At 57.7% G+C, this 21,103-nt stretch carries 19 protein-coding genes; 7 read left to right on the top strand and 12 right to left on the bottom strand.

From position 1 onward, the window contains the following. The first annotated feature begins 170 nt into the window (after window positions 1–170). The gene (locus FN806_RS04275; RefSeq protein WP_142634351.1) at window positions 171–2,123 is read left to right on the top strand and encodes a 4Fe-4S binding protein; all 1,953 of its coding nucleotides are present in this window, start codon (window positions 171–173) and stop codon (window positions 2,121–2,123) included. On the opposite strand, the gene FN806_RS04270 is transcribed toward FN806_RS04275, so the two are convergent. After that, complete coding sequence (locus FN806_RS04270; RefSeq protein WP_142634349.1) at window positions 2,117–2,845, bottom strand: c-type cytochrome; 729 nt, start codon at window positions 2,843–2,845, stop codon at window positions 2,117–2,119. The genes FN806_RS04275 and FN806_RS04270 overlap by 7 nt on opposite strands. 110 nt (window positions 2,846–2,955) lie before the next feature. On the opposite strand from FN806_RS04270, the gene FN806_RS04265 reads away from it, so the two are divergent. Genes FN806_RS04265 through FN806_RS04255 form a run of 3 tightly spaced genes read left to right on the top strand, consistent with a single transcriptional unit; the run spans window position 2,956 to window position 5,188 of the window. Then, window positions 2,956–4,017, top strand: coding sequence for an Mrp/NBP35 family ATP-binding protein (locus tag FN806_RS04265; protein WP_142634347.1), 1,062 nt, complete (start codon window positions 2,956–2,958; stop codon window positions 4,015–4,017). Then, window positions 4,014–4,709, top strand: coding sequence for a biotin/lipoate--protein ligase family protein (locus FN806_RS04260; RefSeq protein WP_142634345.1), 696 nt, complete (start codon window positions 4,014–4,016; stop codon window positions 4,707–4,709). The genes FN806_RS04265 and FN806_RS04260 overlap by 4 nt, the downstream gene beginning before the upstream one ends. After that, window positions 4,709–5,188: a DUF6505 family protein gene (locus FN806_RS04255; RefSeq protein WP_142634342.1), complete on the top strand. Its 480-nt coding sequence runs from the start codon at window positions 4,709–4,711 to the stop codon at window positions 5,186–5,188. The genes FN806_RS04260 and FN806_RS04255 overlap by 1 nt, the downstream gene beginning before the upstream one ends. 3 nt (window positions 5,189–5,191) lie before the next feature. Here FN806_RS04255 and FN806_RS04250 read toward each other — a convergent pair whose 3' ends face one another. The 8 genes from FN806_RS04250 to acs all read right to left on the bottom strand — a co-directional run bounded on the left by FN806_RS04250 (window position 5,192) and on the right by acs (window position 14,590). Next, entirely contained in the window at window positions 5,192–5,692 is a 501-nt protein-coding gene (locus FN806_RS04250) for a flavin reductase family protein (RefSeq protein WP_142634340.1), read from the bottom strand. 88 nt (window positions 5,693–5,780) lie between these two features. Further along, on the bottom strand, window positions 5,781–7,193 hold the full coding sequence (locus tag FN806_RS04245; protein WP_142634338.1) for a 3'-5' exonuclease: 1,413 nt from the start codon (window positions 7,191–7,193) through the stop codon (window positions 5,781–5,783). A 1-nt stretch (window position 7,194) separates the two neighbouring features. After that, window positions 7,195–7,713 (bottom strand): hypothetical protein, encoded by a 519-nt coding sequence (locus tag FN806_RS04240; RefSeq protein WP_142634335.1) that lies wholly within the window; start codon window positions 7,711–7,713, stop codon window positions 7,195–7,197. 26 nt (window positions 7,714–7,739) lie between these two features. Further along, window positions 7,740–9,563 (bottom strand): DUF294 nucleotidyltransferase-like domain-containing protein, encoded by a 1,824-nt coding sequence (locus FN806_RS04235; protein ID WP_142634333.1) that lies wholly within the window; start codon window positions 9,561–9,563, stop codon window positions 7,740–7,742. A 111-nt stretch (window positions 9,564–9,674) separates the two neighbouring features. Then, on the bottom strand, window positions 9,675–11,459 hold the full coding sequence (locus FN806_RS04230; RefSeq protein ID WP_142634331.1) for a sodium:solute symporter family protein: 1,785 nt from the start codon (window positions 11,457–11,459) through the stop codon (window positions 9,675–9,677). A 6-nt stretch (window positions 11,460–11,465) separates the two neighbouring features. Beyond that, complete coding sequence (locus FN806_RS04225; RefSeq protein WP_142634329.1) at window positions 11,466–11,750, bottom strand: DUF4212 domain-containing protein; 285 nt, start codon at window positions 11,748–11,750, stop codon at window positions 11,466–11,468. A gap of 184 nt (window positions 11,751–11,934) precedes the next feature. Beyond that, window positions 11,935–12,618 (bottom strand): adenylate kinase, encoded by a 684-nt coding sequence (locus tag FN806_RS04220; RefSeq protein WP_142634327.1) that lies wholly within the window; start codon window positions 12,616–12,618, stop codon window positions 11,935–11,937. A 7-nt stretch (window positions 12,619–12,625) separates the two neighbouring features. Beyond that, window positions 12,626–14,590, bottom strand: a complete 1,965-nt coding sequence (gene acs, locus FN806_RS04215; RefSeq protein WP_142634325.1) for an acetate--CoA ligase — start codon at window positions 14,588–14,590, stop codon at window positions 12,626–12,628. A gap of 428 nt (window positions 14,591–15,018) precedes the next feature. On the opposite strand from acs, the gene dctP reads away from it, so the two are divergent. The 3 genes from dctP (at window position 15,019) to FN806_RS04200 (ending at window position 18,137) form a co-directional block, all read left to right on the top strand. Further along, the gene (gene dctP / locus FN806_RS04210; RefSeq protein ID WP_142634323.1) at window positions 15,019–16,035 is read left to right on the top strand and encodes a TRAP transporter substrate-binding protein DctP; all 1,017 of its coding nucleotides are present in this window, start codon (window positions 15,019–15,021) and stop codon (window positions 16,033–16,035) included. Window positions 16,036–16,100: 65 nt separating this feature from the next. Continuing rightward, on the top strand, window positions 16,101–16,730 hold the full coding sequence (locus FN806_RS04205) for a TRAP transporter small permease subunit (RefSeq protein WP_142634321.1): 630 nt from the start codon (window positions 16,101–16,103) through the stop codon (window positions 16,728–16,730). 3 nt (window positions 16,731–16,733) lie between these two features. Further along, entirely contained in the window at window positions 16,734–18,137 is a 1,404-nt protein-coding gene (locus tag FN806_RS04200; RefSeq protein WP_142634319.1) for a TRAP transporter large permease, read from the top strand. Window positions 18,138–18,204: 67 nt separating this feature from the next. Here FN806_RS04200 and FN806_RS04195 read toward each other — a convergent pair whose 3' ends face one another. Genes FN806_RS04195 through rocF form a run of 3 tightly spaced genes read right to left on the bottom strand, consistent with a single transcriptional unit; the run spans window position 18,205 to window position 21,095 of the window. Then, complete coding sequence (locus FN806_RS04195) at window positions 18,205–19,245, bottom strand: ornithine cyclodeaminase (protein WP_142634317.1); 1,041 nt, start codon at window positions 19,243–19,245, stop codon at window positions 18,205–18,207. Window positions 19,246–19,254: 9 nt separating this feature from the next. Then, window positions 19,255–20,175: a citrulline utilization hydrolase CtlX gene (gene ctlX / locus FN806_RS04190; RefSeq protein WP_142634315.1), complete on the bottom strand. Its 921-nt coding sequence runs from the start codon at window positions 20,173–20,175 to the stop codon at window positions 19,255–19,257. Continuing rightward, window positions 20,175–21,095: an arginase gene (rocF, locus tag FN806_RS04185; RefSeq protein WP_142634313.1), complete on the bottom strand. Its 921-nt coding sequence runs from the start codon at window positions 21,093–21,095 to the stop codon at window positions 20,175–20,177. Before rocF ends, ctlX begins: the two co-directional genes overlap by 1 nt. Window positions 21,096–21,103 lie beyond the last annotated feature (8 nt).

Genomic DNA, 21,103 nt, shown 5'->3' with positions numbered 1-21,103 from the left:
AGCTTCCTGCCAAGTCCTTGGGTGGTCGAATATGCACCCTTCACCGATTGTTTACGGTCCTCGCGGCTCTTATCGGGCTTTGTTCCGGCGATCCGACCCCCACGGGCATTGCTACTTTCTTCAGAGGTTCTAAGCTTACCTTGGACTGGGGAGGACATCCGGGGGAGGTTATGGGAACAAGATTGCTGCTATGTGACTGCGCGGGAACGCAAACCATTGACGCTGAGAAACTATCGTCAGCTTGCGATGTCGCCTGCTCCAGAATTCACACCGCATTATGTACGAAAGAACTGGAAAGCGTCGCACAGCCGCTGCAAGAGGGCAAAGTCGTAATAGCCTGTACACAAGAGCAGGATGTTTTTCTGGCATTGGCCGATGAGTTAGGTGTCGAGGTGCCAGGGTTTGTCGATCTTCGCGATCGTGCTGGGTGGTCTGAACAAGGGCAGGATGCTGCCCCCAAAATGGCCGCGCTGGCTGCTGAGGCGGTGTTGCCTCAGCCGATCACACCCAGTGTCGATGTGGTCAGCGAAGGGACGTGTTTCATCGTCGGGCCCGGCGCGCTGAGCTTTGAAGTGGCAGAACGCCTGTCGGACCAGTTGGCCGTGACGGTCTTGGCTACTGATGACATGGACCCCATGTCGCGCAGCTTTGATGTGGTGCGCGGGCGCGTTCGTACTGTGAAAGGTGCGCTGGGCGGGTTTTCGATAAAGCTGGATGCGTTGCAACAGCTTGAACCCGGTGGGCGCGGGGCCTTTGGCTGGACCGAACCGCGCGATGGGGCGAACTCCTCATGCGATATGGTTGTGGATCTGACCGGCGGCACGCCTCTGGTTCAGGCCCCAGCCAAGCGCGAAGGGTATTTGCGAGCTGATCCCAAAGATGCGGTCGCTGTCGAACGGCTGGCGTTTGAGGCCATGCAACTGGTCGGGACATTTGAAAAGCCTCTCTATGTCCGGTTGGAAGAATCCCTCTGTGCGCATTCCCGTGCCGAACAGGTCGGGTGTACGAATTGCCTGGATATCTGCCCGACGGGGGCGATCACCCCTGCGGGCGAACATGTAGCCATCGACCCTATGGTTTGCGCGGGGTGCGGAGAATGCGCGGCGGTTTGCCCATCTACCGCGATAACTTACGAGGATCCGCCCGTTTCTGCGCTGCTGTCACGGATGCACATTCTGTCGCGAACCTACCGGCGTGCAGGCGGGCAAGCACCCCGACTGTTGGTGCATGACGCGCATGGGGCCGAAATGATCCGCCTGTCCGCCCGTTTCGGACGCGGGATTCCAGCGGATGTGATCCCGCTGGAGCTGAACGTGATCTCGGGCTTTGGCCATGCCGAGATGCTGGCCGCGCTGGCACATGGGTTTGCGCGGGTTGATGTGCTGCTGGCCCCAACAACCGAAAGGGATGCCTTGGACCGCGAACTGGCGCTGGCGCAGGCTATCGCTGGGACTGCAGGGTTGGCACAGATCGATGAGGCTGATCCCGATGCGCTGTCCGACCTGCTATATGCGCAGGACGTGCCGCCCCCCTTGGCCGACCCGGTTCTGCCGCTGGGAAATCGCAGGCAGATTACGCGACTGGCCGCACAGGCGCTGAACCCGCAGGCCGCAGCCCCGTTGCCCTTGCCCGAGAATGCACCCTATGGGGCCATCGCGGTGGATACGGACGCCTGTACATTGTGCCTCAGCTGCGTGTCCCTTTGTCCGTCAGGCGCTTTGGCCGACAACCCGGATATGCCGCAGCTGAACTTCCAACAGGATGCCTGTCTGCAATGTGGCCTATGCCGAACAATCTGCCCCGAGAATGCGATAACTCTGGTACCGCAACTGGATTTAAGTGATGCGGCCCTGTCTCAGGACGTGTTGAACGAAGAAGACCCTTTTGCGTGTGTGGAATGCGGTGCCCTCTTTGGTGTCAAATCGACCGTCGAACGTATCATGGAAAAGCTGTCTGGTACGCATCCGATGTTTGCGACATCCGAACAGGCGCGCATGATCCAGATGTGTGACAACTGTCGTGTGAACGCGCAGTTCCAGCACAAGGACAACCCGTTTCAGTCAAACCCGAAACCCAAAGTCGTCACGACCGAGGACTATTTCTCGAAAAGAAAGGATCATTGAAGCTGTAGCGGCGCGCCCAGATCTGCTGCCTCGATGGCCGAGACAAAGGCCAGAATCGCCTCTAACTCCTCCAGCGTCATCTCGACCGGGTGGATTGGCGAGGGACGCAGAGGGTCAAAGGGCGGGGTTACGTCCTCAATCTGCGTAAAAGCAGGATGAGGGTTCAGGGCAAAGAAGGCCTGAAACCTATCAGACCAGTCTGGCATCGCCCGCAGCACAGCGAATGAGGGGGTGGAGCCAAGCCCGTTCATCTGGTTCTGCGGACCGATCACATGGCAGCGCCCGCAATGGGTCATCGACAGCTCCGCACCCAGGACAGCGTCGCCGTCGATCTTGTCGGTCTCGGTCGCGGCCTCGACCGTTAAGCTGGCGGAATAGGGCGGGCCGCTTTCGGGCGCGAAACTCTCAACGGTGCGCTTGCCGATGTCAGACAGCAGCCAGTCCCGAAACCGAAGCTGCTTTGTGTCGTCCAGTATGCGCAGGTGGTAAGTGACCCCGTGACGCGCGAAAACCGGATCGCCTGGCGGTGATCCACCCAGAGACATAGCGCCGGTATCGTCCGCAACGACGCGTATCCCGGTCTTGAGAGAAAAACGCGGAAGAATATGTTGCAACAGACCAGAGTCTGTAACCTCATCCGGGGCGGCAAGCCCCAGCGCCTCTTGCGACCAAGAGGGGGTAGCAGAGAGCAGCAAGCTCAGGCAAAAGAAGGTAACCCGCATGGAGGCAGCTTATCGGCCTGCGCCCGAATGCGTCAAATGAACGAAAAAAAGACGGAGACACATGCAATGAAACGTATCCCAACGACCGGGCAAACCAAAAGGGTAATGGCATGAGTGTTCGTGACGCGGTTCTGGCGAACCTGAAGAAAATCACCGATCCGGTTTCAGGCCAGGATATCGTCAGCGCCGGAGTTGTCCGCGCGTTGAATGTCGATGGCGATACAGTGCGCTTTGTGCTTGAGATTGATCCGAAACAGGCAGAGCGGATGGAGCCGGTGCGCGCCGCCGCCGAGCAGGCTGCGCAGTTGGTGGAGGGGGTCGACAAGGTTTCCGCCATGATGACTGCGCATTCCGAAAAGGCCCCGCCTGAACTGAAGCCCAAGCCGAAACCATCTCAGACAGGTCCGCAGGCCGTTCCGGGTGTCGATCGGATCATCGCCGTTGCATCCGGTAAGGGCGGAGTCGGTAAATCCACCGTATCCGCAAATCTGGCTTGTGCTTTGGCTGCAGAAGGGCGGCGTGTCGGGTTGTTGGATGCTGATGTCTATGGCCCATCACAGCCTCGGATGCTGGGTGTCTCTGGCCGCCCGGCCAGCCCGGATGGCAAAACGATCCTGCCCCTGCGCAATCATGGCGTCACGATGATGTCGATGGGACTGATGACCAACGAAGGGCAGGCGGTCGTCTGGCGTGGTCCGATGCTGATGGGCGCGCTTCAGCAGATGATGGGGCAGGTTCAGTGGGGAGCATTGGATGTATTGATTGTCGACCTACCGCCGGGCACCGGCGATGTGCAACTGACGCTCAGCCAGAAGTTCAAGGTGGACGGGGCCATCGTGGTGTCGACCCCGCAGGACGTGGCCCTGATCGACGCGCGCAAAGGGATCGATATGTTCAATCAGCTCAAGACGCCGATTATTGGGATGATCGAGAATATGTCGACCCATATCTGTTCCAACTGCGGGCATGAGGAACATGTGTTCGGACATGGCGGCGTCGCCGCTGAGGCCGAGGCGCTGGGCATTCCGCTGCTTGGTGAGATTCCGCTGCATCTGGATATCCGGGTTGCGGCGGATGGGGGGGCGCCCATCGTTGTCAGCAAGCCAGACAGCGCACAGGCCGAAGCTTTCCGCAAGATTGCCCGCGACATGATCACCAAGGGCAATGCATGACCCAGCCGGTCTTTCCTCCGTTGCTGACTGGACATGCCGTTCAGGGCGGGGAAGACCCGTTCGAACGCGCCCAGGCGATGGCGGCGCTGGGCTGTGATGCCGGAACGGTGGTCTACAATATTCAGGCCAACCGTTTGCGCGTTGCCATTGTATTTGCACCTGAGGTTCCATTGCAGGACGCCATGGTGATGTTGCCGCTTTGCGGAGTTGGGTTTCAGAATGCGCTGGGCGCTCTGGCCCCGCCCGAGGTTGCCGTTCATCTGGACTGGGGCGGCCCTATCTGTGTGAATGGTGCGACCTGCGGCAAGTTTCAGGTTGCTGCGTCGACTTCAGACCCTCAGATTGAGCCTGACTGGTTGATTGTCGGCTGGGAGCTGGCCTTGCTACAGACCAGCACTGCGCCAGGCCAGACCCCGGATATCACAGCGCTCTATGATGAAGGGTGTGCCGAGGTCCAGCCTGTCCAGCTGGTCGAAAGCTGGTCGCGCCACATGCTGACATGGCTCAACCGTTGGCAAGAAGACGGCAACGCGCCCCTGCACAGCGAATGGTTGGGGCTGCTGCGTGGTGTTGGCGAACCCTTTGGCGAGATCGGGGTTTTTTTGGGCACTGATGAACGGTTTGGCATGCTTATCCGCAATGGTGCAGACACCCGCCTGCACCCGCTGACTGACTTACTGGAGAACGGATGATGAAACTGGCCCGTGCGATCCATTTCGATGAAAGCGACATGAATGTGTTTCATTCTCCGGCGAGAACGGGTGAATGGTGCATTTCCGGCGGGTTCGAGTTTTCGAATTGGGGCGAAGGCGATTTGGAGGGTAAAGCCCGCCAGGCCTTTGCGAATGGTTGGTTGGGGGTTGAGACATTCGGCCGGGTGACCTTTGTAGCAGTGACGCAGGTTGAACAGGCTGAGATCGACCAGATTGCCCGGAATTTGGCGGAACATTTCGTGCAATTTTACGGAGCCCCATCGGTCGAGGCCGCCATGGGTGTTGCGCAGGAAGAGATCGCGCATATGGCAGAGCTATGCGATGATCACGCCGCCAATACCTTGCTGACGGTCGCCCGTGAGCTGTCTGAAACCGGGGTGCTTGAGGCGTTTCGCATCATCACACCGCAGGAAACCCAGCTTGAGGCGCTGGCCGTCCACGGATCGCTGGACGAATAGGGCTTATAGAAGATCGGCAAACCCGCCGAACTGACCGCGTTTGAAGATCAGACCTTTGCCGGTGCGGAACATGGCCTGTTCGACTTCACCCACGATGATCAGATGATCCCCTGCCTCGTGCCGGGCATGAAGCTGGCAGTCGAAGCGCGCCAGACAATCCGCCAGACGAGGGCGACCACGGTGATCTGCGGCCCAGTTGACATGTGAAAAATCCGCACCCTCGCGCGCGAATTTTAGGGCCTGTTCCTGCTGTTCCTCAGCCATCACATGGATCGAATAGTGATCGCAGTCTTTGAAAGCGTCGAACCGGTTCGAATCCTTCGCCAGGCACCACAGCACCAGCGGAGGCGTCAGCGAGACCGAGGAAAACGAATTGACCGTGATTGCGCGGGGCCCCAGCGCTGTTTCGGTGGTGACGACCGTGACCCCGGTTCCAAAACACCCCAATGCTTCGCGAAACGCGGTGCTGTTGTCCGGGGTTGGGGTGAAGGTGCGGTCCGTCATCTCACGCTCATTCTGTGGCCGCGCCTCAGGTGCCACGGCAAGTCGGGATTGTCCATGAAAAGCTGCGCCTGAGGTGCATATTACGCCCTCAGTTCAGGTCCTCAAGCAGACGACCGTGCCGGCGGGTTGCTTCGATGACCTCGCCAAACGTATTCATCCCGCGCGCTTGCAGCATCGGAAGCATCCGAACCAGCGCCTCGGCGGTGGCAACTGCATCACCCAATGCCGTATGGCGCAGCTCATGCGGAATTGTAATGTCCAGCCGTTCGCACAGCGCGTCCAAAGTGTGCGTGTCGCTGGCGCCGAACAGGACCGCTGATAGCAGGACCGTATCCAGTACGGGATGCGTCCACTCAACTTTCATACGGTCGGCGTGGCGTCGCAGAAACGCCATATCAAAAGGTGCATTATGCGCCACGATTACGGCATTTCGCGCGAATTCGTGAAAGATACGCCCGGCTTCGGCGATTTCCGGCGCGCCTTCGACCATTCGATCCGTGATCTTGTGAACCTTGGTCGAGGCGGCAGGGATCGGCATGACCGGGTTCACCAGCATATCCAGCCTTTCGCCTTCGACCATCCGTCCATTTACCACACGGACTGCGCCGATCTGGACGATCTCGTCTTTGTGCGGCAGCAGGCCTGTGGTTTCGGTGTCGAAGACAACAAAACAAAGCTCGCGCAGAGGCAATGTCTCGAATGATTGGTCGGTGGATGTGTTCAGCAAACCAAAGTCATAGACCAGAGGTCTGGCAGCCTCAGGCGCTATATTGGCGGCGCTGTCATCTAGGATCAGCATATAGCCGGAAGTTTCCCCCAGCGGTTTCATGCGGGCTGAATAGGTCTGCGCCCCATCAATGCTGGTCAGCGAACAGGATGCCTCCATCCCGGTCTTGGCCAGTTTGGCATAGGCTTTCTGCAGCGCGTCTGGCTGGAAGTAATCGAACAGTGGCGCATTCAGGCGTGGATGCGAAATCTGTGCCAGAACCTCGGCCGCCTGTCCGTCATACAAAACGAGCCTGTGAGAGGGGCTAGCCAGCAATATGGCTACAGGAATTTCAGTCAAAAGCGCCCTAAGCCTTTGCTGTTCCACAGCCAGATGCTCGGTTTCAGCAGCGACAGCCTCTGCCACGCCCATGGTCTTGTCGGACAGTTGGTTGGCCAGACCGGCAGCCGCAGGGGCCAGGTCGCCAAGATACCGCGCGGCTTGCAGATCGAGGTCGCGGCTGACACCGGCATGCGCTCGTGCGCGCAGTTCAGCGGAAAGCCTTTCGATCGGCTTGGCGACATTATCGTCGAACAATAGCCAGACAGCGGCGATCAGGGCCAGCAGACCGAACCCGATGACGATCTCTGCAAAGATGAACGCGTCGAAAAGGGCCGGATCCGCCGCTCGCCTGTAGCTGACCCAAAGCGCAACCGAGCTGACGGCAACCCCGCCGACCGCCAGCAGGCAGAAGAAGAGGAAAATCCGCAGGCGCAGGCTTAATCGGGTCAGCATGTTACACTCCGCAAGTGGCCTCGATGATCGGATCGTTGGTAGAGCCTGTTACCCAATCTGCGTTCAGCAACTGGCCGTTGTCACCAAACTCTGCCCCATCCGCCAGATTGGCGCGTTGGTTCTTGTCGCAATCCACAGCGACCGGCAATTTTGAAACCGGTGCCCAACGACCAAAGAAATACAGTTCAACGAGGCGCTGCTCAGGCACTTGGTCATTGGTGCGCACAGATAGGGTGTCGATTGCGGCAAAACGATCAACAAAGGGCATCGCATAGGTCCAGGGACGGTACAAAGCGCGGCTTTCGACCTCTTGAATGATGATCAGACCATCTGGAAGCGTATCGCGCGTGCGGTCAAACCATGAATACTCGCTGTTGATCGTCATCCCGATCATGCCAATGCCCGCCGCGACTGGTGCGGACCAACGAGGCAGGCGTCCACCTGTCAGTTTGTTGATCACCATCACGATGCCGGCTAGGGCGACGCCTGCAAATATCGTGCCGATCAGTTCTAAGAACATGAATACTCTCCAAGGTTCCTGAGGGTTTAGCCCAGCATTCCTTTACCGTGGCCGACCGCCGATTGCATTGTTTTTACCACGACAAAGGCATCTCGCAGATGACTTCGCTCAAAGTCCGAAAGATCGGAAGGGGGCAGGAAATTGTCCGGCTTCTTGTTGCCTTTCACCAGACGGGCCTGATGGTCCAGCCGCGTTTCGGCGATCAGATCGTAAGCGTCCAGCAGGTCGCGGGTACCTGAGGGGCTGAGGACGCCTGCCGCCCCAGCTGCTTTCAGGCGGGCACGTGTATTGGCCTGGGACAGTTGCCCCTGAAGGCTGTATATCCGGGCCAGGTCAACCACAGGCACAACGCCATTATGCTTTAGATCCAGCGTGTTGCGATGCTCACCCGAGCGTACCGTGGCAAACCCGCGTAACAGGCCCAGCGGCGGCGTGTGCTTTAACGAGTTCGAGATCATATGCGCCACAAAGATTGAATTCGTTTGGGCCGCGGCCAGCGTTTCGGCCTGCAGGTCATCGAACAGGTGAAATGCGCCGCCAATGGGGCGCAGGTCGAACATGACCGAGGCCAGCATCTGCGCCTCGGGGTTTGGTTTGGCGATCCACCCGCGAAAATAATCACGCCAGACACTTACCGGTTGGCACCAGCGTGGATTTGTCGCCATCATGTCGCCCGGGCAATAAAAGTACCCACATTTATCCAGCCCGTCCGACACGATTTTTGCCAGTGTCTGGAAATATGGCATGTCGTCATCGGTTACTTTGTCATCCAGCATCAAGCAGTTGTCCTGATCCGACACCCCGGTTTGTTCCTGTCGTCCCTGCGATCCGCAAGCCAGCCATAGGTAAGGCACAGGTGGTGGTCCAAGCTGTTTTTCCGCCATTGCCAGCAAACGTCTGGTGGCTGTGTCGGCGATATCGGTAATCAGGCGTGTAACGATCTCGTGTCGATTTCCGGCAGCGACAAGCTGGACCAGAAGCCGGGGAATCTCTTCGGTCACTTCTGCCATCTGCTGCGCGGTTTGCGCATTTGCTATCCGGCGCACCAACTCGGCGGAATTGACCGCCTGATAGTGGGTCAGGTCTGTCTGCGTGACAATTCCGACTAGACGCCCAGCTTCGGATACCGGAATATGGCCGATGCCGCGCTCCATCATGATGTGAAGAACATCCGATCCGATATCCGACGGCGACAGCGTCACCGGGTTTGCCGTCATTATTGCCGATACAGGGGTATCCACAGACATCCCATCGGCAACGTATTTGCCCGAGATATCTCGTAAGGTGGCGATCCCCAAAAGAATGTCCCCCTCGGTGATGCAGAGAGAGGAAATATGTCTGTCCCTCATCATCTGCGCCGCTTCGCGAACGGTGGTATTAGGGGGGCAGGTTGCGGGGTTATGTGCCATCAGAACGTCGATAGCGCTGGTTGCAAGGCTTTGGGGGCTGGAGCGTTCCGTGCGGGTCCGATCAAAGAATTTGGCGACGATTTCATGTTCATCAATGAGGTCTCGGATCAGGTTGGGCGGGATCACCAGAAAAACCGAGTTTGCGTGCGCCTGCGCTTTGGTCGCGGCTTTACCGTCTTTCAGCAAACCGCGTTCCCCGAAAGAATTGCGCAGCCCCAGATGAGAGACAATCGCGCCGTTCCTGTCAGTGATTTCAACCTGTCCTTCGTAAATCACGAATACGCCGGGCAGGGGCGCGCCCAGTTGATACACCGGGGATCCTTCTTCGACCTCCCAAACTTCGATCTGATCAGACAGCGTTGCCAAATCATCGGCGGGCAGGGCGTCATAAGGGTGAACGGATTTCAGAAACCGCGTGATCTCGGCTTGGGGCAGGGGCATCGGATACTCCTCGGTTTCTATTCGAAAAATCCCGCCCGGTGGAATGCCGGGCGGGAGTAGTCAGTCGAAAGAAACGGCCTTTGGCAAGGTGCTCAGGGGCCGCATCTCTACTCAGTGATCCTGAGCGGCACCCGCGCCACGGGGAATGCGGACGCTTTCGACCAGATCCTTGATCTCTTGCGGGGTTTCTTTGGTCATGCCAGCCACCACATAGGCGACAGTGAAGTTGACCAATGCACCGATTGCGCCGAACGAAGTCGACTTGATCGTACCCAACAGAGGATCAGCATCCGTGAACGAGTTGGTATCCGGAATGAACAACCAGCCCTTGTGCAGGAAGATGTAGACCAGGGTCACAGTCAGACCAGCCAGCATACCAGCAACCGCACCGGTGTTGTTGATGCGGGTCGAGAAGATCCCCATCATCAGCGCCGGGAAGATCGAGGCAGCTGCCAGACCAAACGCCAGGGCAACGGTCTGCGCTGCAAAACCTGGAGGGTTCAGGCCCAGATATGTCGCCACAACAATGGCCACGCCCATTGCGATCCGCGCCGACAGAAGCTCGGATTTTTCCGAAATCTGCGGGTTGATCGCGCCTTTGATCAGGTCGTGTGACACAGCGGACGAGATCGCCAGCAACAGGCCCGCAGCGGTCGACAGAGCAGCCGCAAGACCACCGGCAGCGACCAGACCGATCACCCAACCCGGCAGGTTGGCAATTTCGGGGTTGGCCAGAACCAGGATGTCACGGTTGAACTTGGTCAGCTCGTTTCCGACCCAGCCCTTCTCTTCCGCAAGCGCCTGCATGTCGGCATTCTTGTCGTTATAGTACTGGATCTTGCCGTCGCCGTTCTTGTCTTCCCAGTCCAGCAGGCCGGTTTTCTTCCATGTAGCCATCCAGTCATAACGGGCGTCGTTGTCGATATCTTCGACGGATACGGCGCCACCTTCGATGCCGCCATTTGGCCACATCATGTCACTGATGTTTAGACGGGCCATTGCGCCAACCGCAGGGGCGGTCAGGTAAAGCAGTGCGATGAACACCAGCGCCCAACCGGCAGACCAGCGGGCATCAGCCACTTTCGGCACGGTGAAGAAACGCATGATTACGTGCGGCAGACCGGCCGTACCGATCATCAGCGACAGCGTGAACAGCACCATGTTCAGCGTGTCCGAGTGGTGGGCGGTGTATTCGTTAAAGCCCAACTCGGTCACGATCGCATCCAGCTTGGTCAGCAGCGGTTCACCGCTGGCGGTATCACCAAACAGACCCAGAGCCGGAACCGGATTGCCAGTCAGTTGCAGGGAAATAAAGATGGCTGGGATTGTGTAGGCGGTGATCAGCACGCAGTACTGAGCGACCTGTGTGTAGGTCACGCCCTTCATCCCCCCAAACACCGCGTAGGCGAAAACAACGGCTGCACCAATTAACAACCCGGTGGTGTTTGACACTTCAAGGAAGCGGCCAAAAGCTACGCCAACGCCGGTCATCTGGCCGATCACGTAGGTCACAGACGCTACGATCAGACAGATCACCGCCACGATACGCGCGGTCTGGCTGTAAAAGCGGTCGCCGATGAACTCTGACACGGTGAACTTGCCGAACTTACGCAGGTAAGGGGCAAGAAGCAGCGCCAGCAGCACATAACCACCGGTCCAACCCATCAGGAAGGACGAGTTGTCATAACCGGTAAAGGCGATGAGGCCCGCCATCGAGATGAACGAGGCCGCAGACATCCAGTCTGCCGCTGTCGCCATACCGTTGGTGACCGGGTGAACGCCGCGACCGGCGGCGTAGAATTCTGATGTGGACCCAGCACGGGCCCAGATCGCGATGCCGATGTAAAGCGCAAAGGACGCGCCCACAAACAGCAGGTTGATGGTAAACTGGTCCATAGGGCCTTACTCCTCCTCAACGCCGTATTCAGCGTCTAGCTTGTTCATCCGCCAGGCGTAGTTGAAGATCAGCAGCAGAAAGACCAAGATGGATCCCTGTTGCGCGAACCAAAAGCCGAGATCGGTTCCGCCGACGGAAATGCCGGACAGAAGTGGACGCAGCAAAATGCCGAATCCAAACGACACCAGCGCCCAGATCACCAGGCTGATGTAGATAAGACGCAGGTTGGCCTGCCAATAGCCCTTATCGGCTTCGGCAGTCTGCGCGGAGTGTGTTGATTGATCCGCCATCGCGGGTTCCTCCTTCGCTTCCTCTTTGAGCGGCCCGTTGTCCTAACCCTCCAGCGCGCGGGGCCACTTTTCGATATGCTTGATGCCAGGTGGCATCAGGCAAGACTTCTCTGGTCCGCCGGAGCGGGTCCTTTGAAGTTTTCCTTTAGGAATTCGGCCCTTATTGAGGGCGGGCCATATTCCCCTAGTTCATTGTGTCGCTGACGATCCGTTCCAGATTGCCGGCGATGTCTTCGATATTGCCCATGGCGTTCAGACCTTTCAGAACGCCATGGTCTTGGTAATAAGTGATCAGCGGCGCGGTCTGCGCATGATAGGCAGCCAGCCGTGAGGCGACGGTTTCAGCATTGTCATCTGCGCGGCGCTTGAACTCGGTCTTGCCGCATTTGTCGCATTTGCCTTCGACTGCGGGCGTTTTGAACCGATCATGGAACCCTTCGCCACATCCGGCACATGTGTAACGGCCGGAAATACGGATCACCATTTCAGCGTCTTCAACCTCAAGACTGATGGCTGCGTTGATCTGCTGACCGGTCTCTGACAGCAGCGCGTCCAGCGCCTGTGCCTGAACCGTGGTGCGGGGGAAGCCGTCCAGAATGACGCCCTTGGCGCAGTCCGGTTCGGCAAGACGATCCCGCAGGATTGCAATTACGATATCGTCACTGACCAGGTCACCCGCCTCCATGACAGCTTTGGCGGCTTTTCCGGCTTCGGTTCCCGCGGCAACTGCCGCCCGTAACAGGTCACCCGTGCTGAGTTGGACAAGCCCGAATTTGTCTTCGAGCATACGGGCCTGTGTACCCTTCCCGGCGCCCGGGGGGCCGAGAAGGATCAGTACGGTGGGTGTAGTGATCGTGGCAGCGTCCATCACATCCTCACTTGCTTGCGCGGTTTTCGATCAAGTTGTCGACCACGGACGGATCAGCCAGGGTCGATGTGTCACCGAGCGATCCAAAATCATTCTCGGCGATCTTACGCAGGATACGGCGCATGATCTTGCCCGAGCGGGTTTTTGGCAGGCCAGGAGCCCATTGGATCACATCCGGGCTGGCAATCGGTCCGATCTCGGTCCGAACCCAGGTGCGCAGCTCTTTCACAAGCTCGTCCGAGGGTTCGCGATCATTCATCAAGGTGACATAGCAATAGATGCCTTGCCCCTTGATATCATGGGGATAGCCCACAACCGCAGCCTCGGCCACGGCAGCATGTGCCACCAGAGCGCTTTCGACCTCGGCCGTACCCATGCGGTGCCCCGAGACGTTGATCACATCGTCCACACGTCCGGTGATCCAGTAATCGCCATCCTCGTCCCGGCGGCAGCCGTCACCGGTGAAGTAGTAGCCTTTGTAGTCCGAGAAATAAGTCTTCTCGAACCGTTCATGATCGCCCCAGACCGTACGCATCTGACCCGGCCAGCTGTCCTTGATGCACAGCACGCCTTCGACTCCGTTGCCGTCGATCTCGACCCCCGACTGCGGGTCAAGAACAACGGGCTGAATACCAAAGAAAGGCTTCATAGCCGAGCCGGGCTTCATTGCGTGGGCGCCGGGCAGGGGGGTCATCAGGTGACCACCGGTTTCGGTTTGCCACCAGGTGTCCACGATCGGGCAGCGCCCACCGCCGACAACGTCATTGTACCAGTTCCACGCTTCCGGGTTGATCGGCTCACCCACAGTGCCCAGCGTGCGCAGATCGCTCAGATCGCATTTCTCGACCCATTCATTGCCTTGCCCCATCAGGGCGCGCAAAGCGGTAGGGGCCGTGTAGAATTGATTGACCTTGTGCTTTTCACAGACCTGCCAAAAGCGGGATGCATCCGGATAGGTCGGAACACCTTCGAACATCAGCGTGGTCGCGCCATTGGCCAGCGGGCCATAGACGATATAGCTGTGGCCGGTCACCCAACCGACATCGGCGGTACACCAATAGACGTCGCCTTCATGGTAATCGAAGGTGATCTCATGCGTCATTGCCGCATAGACCAGATATCCGCCGGTGGTATGCACCACACCTTTCGGCTGACCGGTCGACCCGGAGGTATACAGAATGAACAGAGGGTCTTCGGCGTCCATTTCCGCAGGCGCGCAATAGTCATCCGCCTCGAGCGCCATTTCGTTATAGTCGTAGTCGCGCCCGTCGATCCATGTGGTCTGGCCGTTGGTACGCTTGACAACCAAGCATTTCACCGTGTCCTTGCAGTGCAGCAGGGCCGCGTCTGCGTTTGACTTCAACGGTGTCTTACGGCCGCCGCGAGGGGCCTCATCAGCTGTAATCAGAACCTTGGCGTCGCATCCGTTGACGCGTGCAGCCAGGGCATCAGGGGAAAACCCTGCAAAAACAATCGAGTGGATTGCGCCGATACGTGCGCACGCCAGCATGGCATATGCAGCCTCGGGGATCATCGGAAGATAAATGACTACACGGTCGCCTTTGCGCACGCCCATGGAAACCAGGATATTCGCCATCCGGCAGGTGCGGCGGTGCAGTTCGGCATAGGTGATGTGTTGGGCGGGTTCATTCGGGTCATCAGGTTCCCAGATGATCGCAGTCTGATCGCCGCGTGTATTCAGATGACGATCCAGGCAGTTGGCTGAAACGTTCAGAGTGCCATCCGCATACCAGTTGATCCCGACCGAGCCCAAATCATAGCTGACGTCTTTCACTTGGGTATAGGGTTTGATCCAGTCAACGCGTTTGCCCTGTTCGCCCCAGAATGCAACGGGGTCGTTTATAGAAGCCGTGTACATTTCGCCGTATTTCTTGGCATCGACATGCGCACGCGCTGAAATTTCTGCGGATGGCGGATAAACTTTGGCATCTGCCTGAGCAGCGGTTGTCATTCTGAGGTTCCTCCCTCTGGACTTAAATTCACTGGGACAATCTTGCCCGCTGAACAGGCAATGTCGACCTGTTTCCTCCCGATGCAGGATAATACGGAGATCAGAAAACAAAGAAATAAATTACAGAAATAGCAGGGTTTATTTGTTAATAAATTTCAATCTCTTTGAGGGAATTGTAAAGGAAATCGTTAGGTATCAAAAAAATATATTTAAAACAATAATATAGATGTTAATCACATTTTCACTGTTTTCAAAGTGCTTGCCCGTGAAATTTACACATTTCATATTCACCTTATGATTGTTAGCGCTGGCGGGCGGTTTGCAGATTTTGGTGGGTGGTCTGGCAGGGGTTGGCACATATCGATGTTGGCGCTAGCTTTACGCTCAAGCGACCCAAAAAAGGGGGCGCATCAATGGGAGAAATCACTATGACTAAAATGTTGAGCGGTGCCGCCGTCGCCGCCCTGACTGTTGCATTCGTTACCGAAGCTGCAGCAACAGAATGGAATGCTTCGGTCTGGGGCAAACGCCGGGCCTTTACCGAACATGTCGAGAAACTGGCTGAACTGGTCAGCGAAAAAACCGGTGGCGAATTCACGATCAATGTCAGCTATGGCGGGCTGTCAAAGCCGAAAGAGAATCTGGACGGGATTGAGATCGGTGCATTCGAGATGGCGCAGTTCTGCGCAGGCTATCACCGCGACAAAAATCGGGCGATCACTGTACTTGAACTGCCGTTCCTGGGTGTGAACAATTTGGAAGAAGAGGTGGCCGTCAGCCACGCTGTATATGATCATCCCGCCGTTAAGGATGAGATGGCTCAGTGGAATGCCCGGATCATCATGACGTCGCCAATGCCCCAGTATAATATCGTTGGAACCGGTGATCCGCGCTCAACGCTTGCCGATTTTGACGGCATGCGTGTACGTGCGACCGGCGGGCTGGGTAAGGCGTTTGAGGCCGTTGGCGGTGTTCCAACATCGGTGCCCGCGACCGAGGCGTTTAATGCGATGGAATCCGGTGTAGTTGATACAGTGGCCTTTGCTCAGCACGCACATTTGTCTTTCGGCACTATCAACGAAGCCGACTGGTGGACGGCCAACCTGAACCCCGGCACTGTAAACTGTCCGGTTGTGGTCAATGTCGACGCCTACGAAGCACTGCCTGCGGAACATCGCGAAGCGCTTAACAGTTCTGTCGACGAAGCCATTGCCCATTATCTCGCCAATTACGGCGGTCTGCTGGAGCAGTGGGATGGTGTGTTGACAGAAAAAGGCGTGCAGAAAGTTCAGATCGACGAGGCCGTGCTGGAGGAATTCCGCACCAAGGCTGCTGATCCGATCCGCGAGCAGTGGATCGCTGACATGTCCGCGCAGGGTCTGCCTGCGCAGGATCTATATGATCTTGTTCAACTGACGCTGAAACAACAGCGTGGCGGGAACTGATCACGCGTTCCGGGTACCCAGCGCGGTACCCGGACACTGATTCCAATACAGAAAGGGCCAGCGGAATGGCAGGACAGGCGACGGTGCTTGCAGATGATAGCCGTCTGAGCAGGCTGGACCAGCTGCTGTTAAGGGCCGAGCGTACGCTTGCACTGATCAGCGGAATTGCCGTGTTCGGGTTAATGGTGCTGGCAGTTGTCTCGGTGAGCGGGCGCAACGCCTATAACGCGCCATTGCCGGGCTATGTCGATTGGATCGAGCAAGCCATGCCTTTGATTGCGTTTCTAGGTATCTCTTACGTACAACGCGATGGGGGCCATATCCGGATGGATATTGTCATTTCGCGGCTACACGGACGGGCTTTGTGGCTGTTCGAGTTGATTTCGGTCGTTCTCATCCTGGTGCTCATGTTGGCATTGGTCTGGGGCAGCTGGTCCCATTTCGACAGATCATTCGACTTTGGCGCACCTCTGTGGAGCCGGGACAGCTCGATCGACATTGGCATCCCGCTCTGGCCTGCCAAGTTACTGGCACCTATTGCGTTTTCGGTACTTTGCTTGCGGCTTGTGCTGCAAATCTGGGGTTATGGACGGGCCTTTGTGCTGGGCCTACAAAACCCAGTTGCGGTGCCGATGATACAGGACGCTGCTGCGCAGGCTGCCGCTGAAGCCGAACAATTCGAAGGGCAGGACTAGTAAATGGACTCGATTGAGATTGGCCTTTGGGTCACCGGTGGTCTGCTGGTTCTGGTTATCACCGGAATGCGTGTGGCTTTTGCCGCGGCTTTGGCGGGGCTGATCGGTCTGGTTTGGATATTCTGGGCCAAATTCGGATATGATCCCGACCGGTTCGGCAAGGCGCTGACCGTTGCGGTAAAAACCGCAGGGCAAGTGCCGCATTCCAAGGTTGCAGCCCATACGCTCAGCCTGATTCCGACCTTTATCCTGATCGGTTACCTTGCCTACTACGCAGGCCTGACGCGCGCGCTGTTCGAGGCTGCCAAGCGCTGGGTAGCATGGGTTCCGGGTGGGCTTGCGGTCGCAACCGTGTTCGCCACCGCTGGTTTTGCTGCGGTCTCGGGGGCATCGGTCGCGACATCTGCGGTATTTGCCCGGATCGCGATCCCGGAAATGCTGAAGGTCGGGTACAACAAACAATTTGCGGCGGGCGTAGTTGCTGCAGGTGGCACTTTGGCCTCACTGATCCCGCCCTCGGCGATCCTTGTGATTTATGCGATCATCGTAGAGCAGGATGTGGGCAAACTGCTGCTCGCCGGGTTCATACCGGGAGCGTTTTCGGCGGTTATCTATGGTCTGCTGATCGTCGGCATCGCCGTTGTGTTCAAAAATGTCGGCCCGCCGGTCACTGGCTTTACTTGGAAACAGCGTTTTGCCGCGCTGCCTGGTGCCCTACCGATTGTTGCGGTGATCCTGATCATCATCTGCTTCGTCTATAACCCGTTTGGTGAAAAAGCCTGGGGCACGCCAACTGAAGGCGGGGCAATCGGTGCCTTTATCGTGTTCTGCTTCGCGCTGTTCCACGGCATGAGATGGGCAGAGTTGAAATCCGCACTGCTTGAGACCGCCAAACTGACCGCGATGATCTTTTCGATCATCTGGGGCGTGCTGATCTATGTCAGGTTCCTGGGTTTCGCCGATTTGCCAAGCGCGTTTTCCGACTGGATCACGTCGCTGACAATGTCACCCATGCTGATCCTGATCTGCATCCTGCTGGCCTATGCGGTGCTCGGCATGTTCATGGATGCCATCGGGATGCTATTGCTGACTCTGCCGGTTGTCTATCCGGCAGTTATGGCGCTGAACGGGGGCGAGGCCGTCACCGCTGCGGAAAGTACGTTTGGGATGTCCGGTCCGATGTGCGCCATCTGGTTTGGTATTTTGGTGGTGAAAATGGCCGAGTTCTGCCTGATCACGCCACCGATCGGTTTGAATTGCTTTGTCGTTGCCGGCGTCCGCCCTGATCTGAGCGTTCAGGACGTGTTCAAGGGCGTGACGCCGTTTTTCATCGCCGACGCCGTGACGATTGCGCTGCTGGTCGCCTTTCCGGGCATCGTTCTGTACCTGCCTTCGCTGGCCGGGTAATTGGCATCTGGCGAAGTCAATCTTTGGTGATACCTGCCCCCGGCTGGCGCGTGGGGGCAGGGTATCTCTATTTCGCTCGCATCAGCATTCCGTACAGATCGCGCGGATCGTCAGGGTCTGCCAGCATGTCCAGCGGTTCGTAGTAATCTGTGCCCCGGACTGCGGACTGGATGTAGCGCAGGGCTGAAAAATCCTCGATCGCGAAGCCTACGCTGTCAAACAACGTGATCTGACGATCATCTTTACGACCCTCGGCCTGACCCGTCATGACCTGCCACAACTCGGTGACGGGATGATCGTCTTCAAGGGCCTGAATCTCGCCCTCAATACGGGTTTGCTCCGGGTATTCGACGAATATTTCAGAGCGTAGCAGGATATCTCTGTGCAGTTCGGTTTTGCCAGGACAGTCGCCGCCGATCGCGTTGATGTGGACGCCTGGGCCGACCAAGTTATCGGTCAGGATCGTGGCATTTTTCTTGTCCGCTGTGCAGGTCGTGATGATATGCGCGCCTTCGATGGCGTCCTCGGGGGATTTGCATTTCACGACCGAGAGGCCAGAGCCCGCCAAGTTGGCCGCACATTTTTCGGTAGCAGCCGCGTCGGTGTCGTACAAGCGAACAGTATCAATCCCGCACATGGCCTTGAAGGCGAGGCACTGAAATTCGGATTGCGCGCCATTCCCGATCATTGCCATGGTCGAGGCCGATTTGGGCGCAAGATAGCTGCCGACCAGAGCAGAGGTTGCTGCGGTGCGCAATGCAGTCAGCATGGTCATTTCGGTCAGCAGGGTCGGATAGCCTGTGTAGACGTCTGCCAGCAGTCCAAATGCGGTAACGGTCTGTAGGCCCTCGGAGGTATTCTTGGGGTGGCCGTTGACGTATTTAAACCCATAGGCCTCACCGTCTGAGGTTGGCATCAGTTCAATCACCCCATGCGGCGAGTGGGCAGGGATGCGGGGTGTTTTGTCAAAGCTTTCCCACCGTTTGAAATCAGCTTCGATTTGCGCCGCAATATCGGTGATCATACGTTCGACGCCGATATGGTGGACCAGTCTCATCATATTGTCGACAGACACAAACGGCACCAAGGCCTTTTCGGATGGTTGCATTAGGGGCTCCTATCGGCGGGACAGGTGGATGCCCGCAATCATGCAGCGCACGGATCCACCGGCAGTTTCAATGGTGGGAATCGAAAGCGGCAGAGGTGTCGCGCTGGCTTCGATTGTAACGATTTGTTCCGGGGTCAGGGCGGCAAGTGCCCGGCTGGACAGCGCCAGCACGGGACCATTCTGGCCGCTCAGTTCGATGGCGTTGCCAGCAAATTCAGCGATCTGATCATGGGTCAGGTCAATGACCGTGCGACCGGATTCCTCCAGCCTGGCTTTCACTGTCGCGCGGCGTTCGGGGTCCGCGATCATATCAAGACAGATCAGCGCGTATTTGGAGCCGATGCCCATCAGAACATTCGTGTGATAGACATCACGTCCTGCGGCATCATGCGCCTCGAATGCGATGGGCTCATAGTTGAAATGGGTGCAGAAACGCTCCAACAGAACGGGGTCGGCGCGGTTGGATTTGACCGTGTAGGCCACGCGGCCAATGTGGTCCAGAACCATCGCTCCGGTGCCTTCCAGCGCCAGTCTGTCCTGTTCAAGCCCGGAATAATCGATCACGTCCTGAACACGATACTCCTGTTTCAACATTTCTATGACGTCGGCGCGACGTTCGCGCCTGCGCGACGGCACAAACATCGGATAGATTGCCACATGTCCGCCGGGATGGGTCGAGAACCAGTTGTTCGGAAATACGCTGTCTGGTGTGTCGAGGTCTCCGAAATCGTCGAAGACATGAACCTTAACACCCGCATCGCGCAGCAGCGCCACCGCCTGATCATGTTCATCGCGTGCTTGGACAGACGTGGCCGCTGCCGAGCGGTTGGCCAAGGTCTGGAACGCATTGTCGTCGCGTGTCTCGGGGTTCGAAGCAAACGCATGGGGCCGGATCATCACAACGGCTGGTGGGGCTTGTAGAGATTGCATCAGAAGCTCCGGGTGGGGCGGTCAAAGATGCGGCGGCCCAGCAATGAGGCGGCCAGATCCACCATCAATTTTGCAGTGCGGCCGCGTTCGTCCAGAAACGGGTTCAATTCTACCAGATCCAACGAGCAGACAAGACCGCTTTCGTGCAGCAGTTCCATCACTAGATGAGCCTCGCGTTCGGTCGCGCCACCTGGAACTGTTGTGCCAACTGCAGGAGCAATGGACGGATCAAGGAAATCCACATCCAGCGAAACATGAAGGATGCCATCCGCTGCCCGGACCCGCTCCAGAAAGGCCATCAGCGGTGCTTTGATGCCGTTTTCGTCGATGCTTCGCATATCGGCCAGCATTGCGCGATCCTGTTCCAGCCGAGCCCGTTCGGCTGGGTCGACCGAGCGCAGACCGATCATGCCGACCCGGTCGGTCGGAACTGGCGATGAAACCGGTGGAAAGTCGTCAAATCCGGGCTGTCCGGTGAAATAGGCCACGGGTGTCCCGTGCAGGTTGCCGCTATCGGTGCTCTCGGGTGTGTGGAAATCGCTATGCGCGTCCAGCCAGAGAACGAACAGTGGGCGTTCGATCCGCTCGGCGTGCTGTGCCATGCCCAAAACCGTGCCCATCGAAAGCGCATGATCGCCGCCCATGAAAATTGGCAGGCCTTGTGGGGCGACATCCTGCGCAACACGGCTGAGAGCCTTGGTCCAGCCGATACACTCGGGCAGGGCGAAGAGATGCGAATGTTCGGACATATCCGGAATGTCAGGTGTGATATCGCCGAGATCCCGTAGGTGAAGACCGAGATCGGAAAGAGCTGATTGAAGCCCCGCAACCCGATAGGCATCGGGGCCCATCCGGCAGCCCTGTCGACGCTTGCCCGAATCCATCGGGGCGCCAACCAGAATTACGTTGTTTGTATCCATATGGAATA

The sequence above is a fragment of the Ruegeria faecimaris genome, assembly GCF_900182615.1.
Taxonomy (GTDB): Bacteria; Pseudomonadota; Alphaproteobacteria; order Rhodobacterales; family Rhodobacteraceae; genus Ruegeria; species Ruegeria faecimaris.
This window is presented reverse-complemented; position numbering and strand designations above follow the sequence as displayed.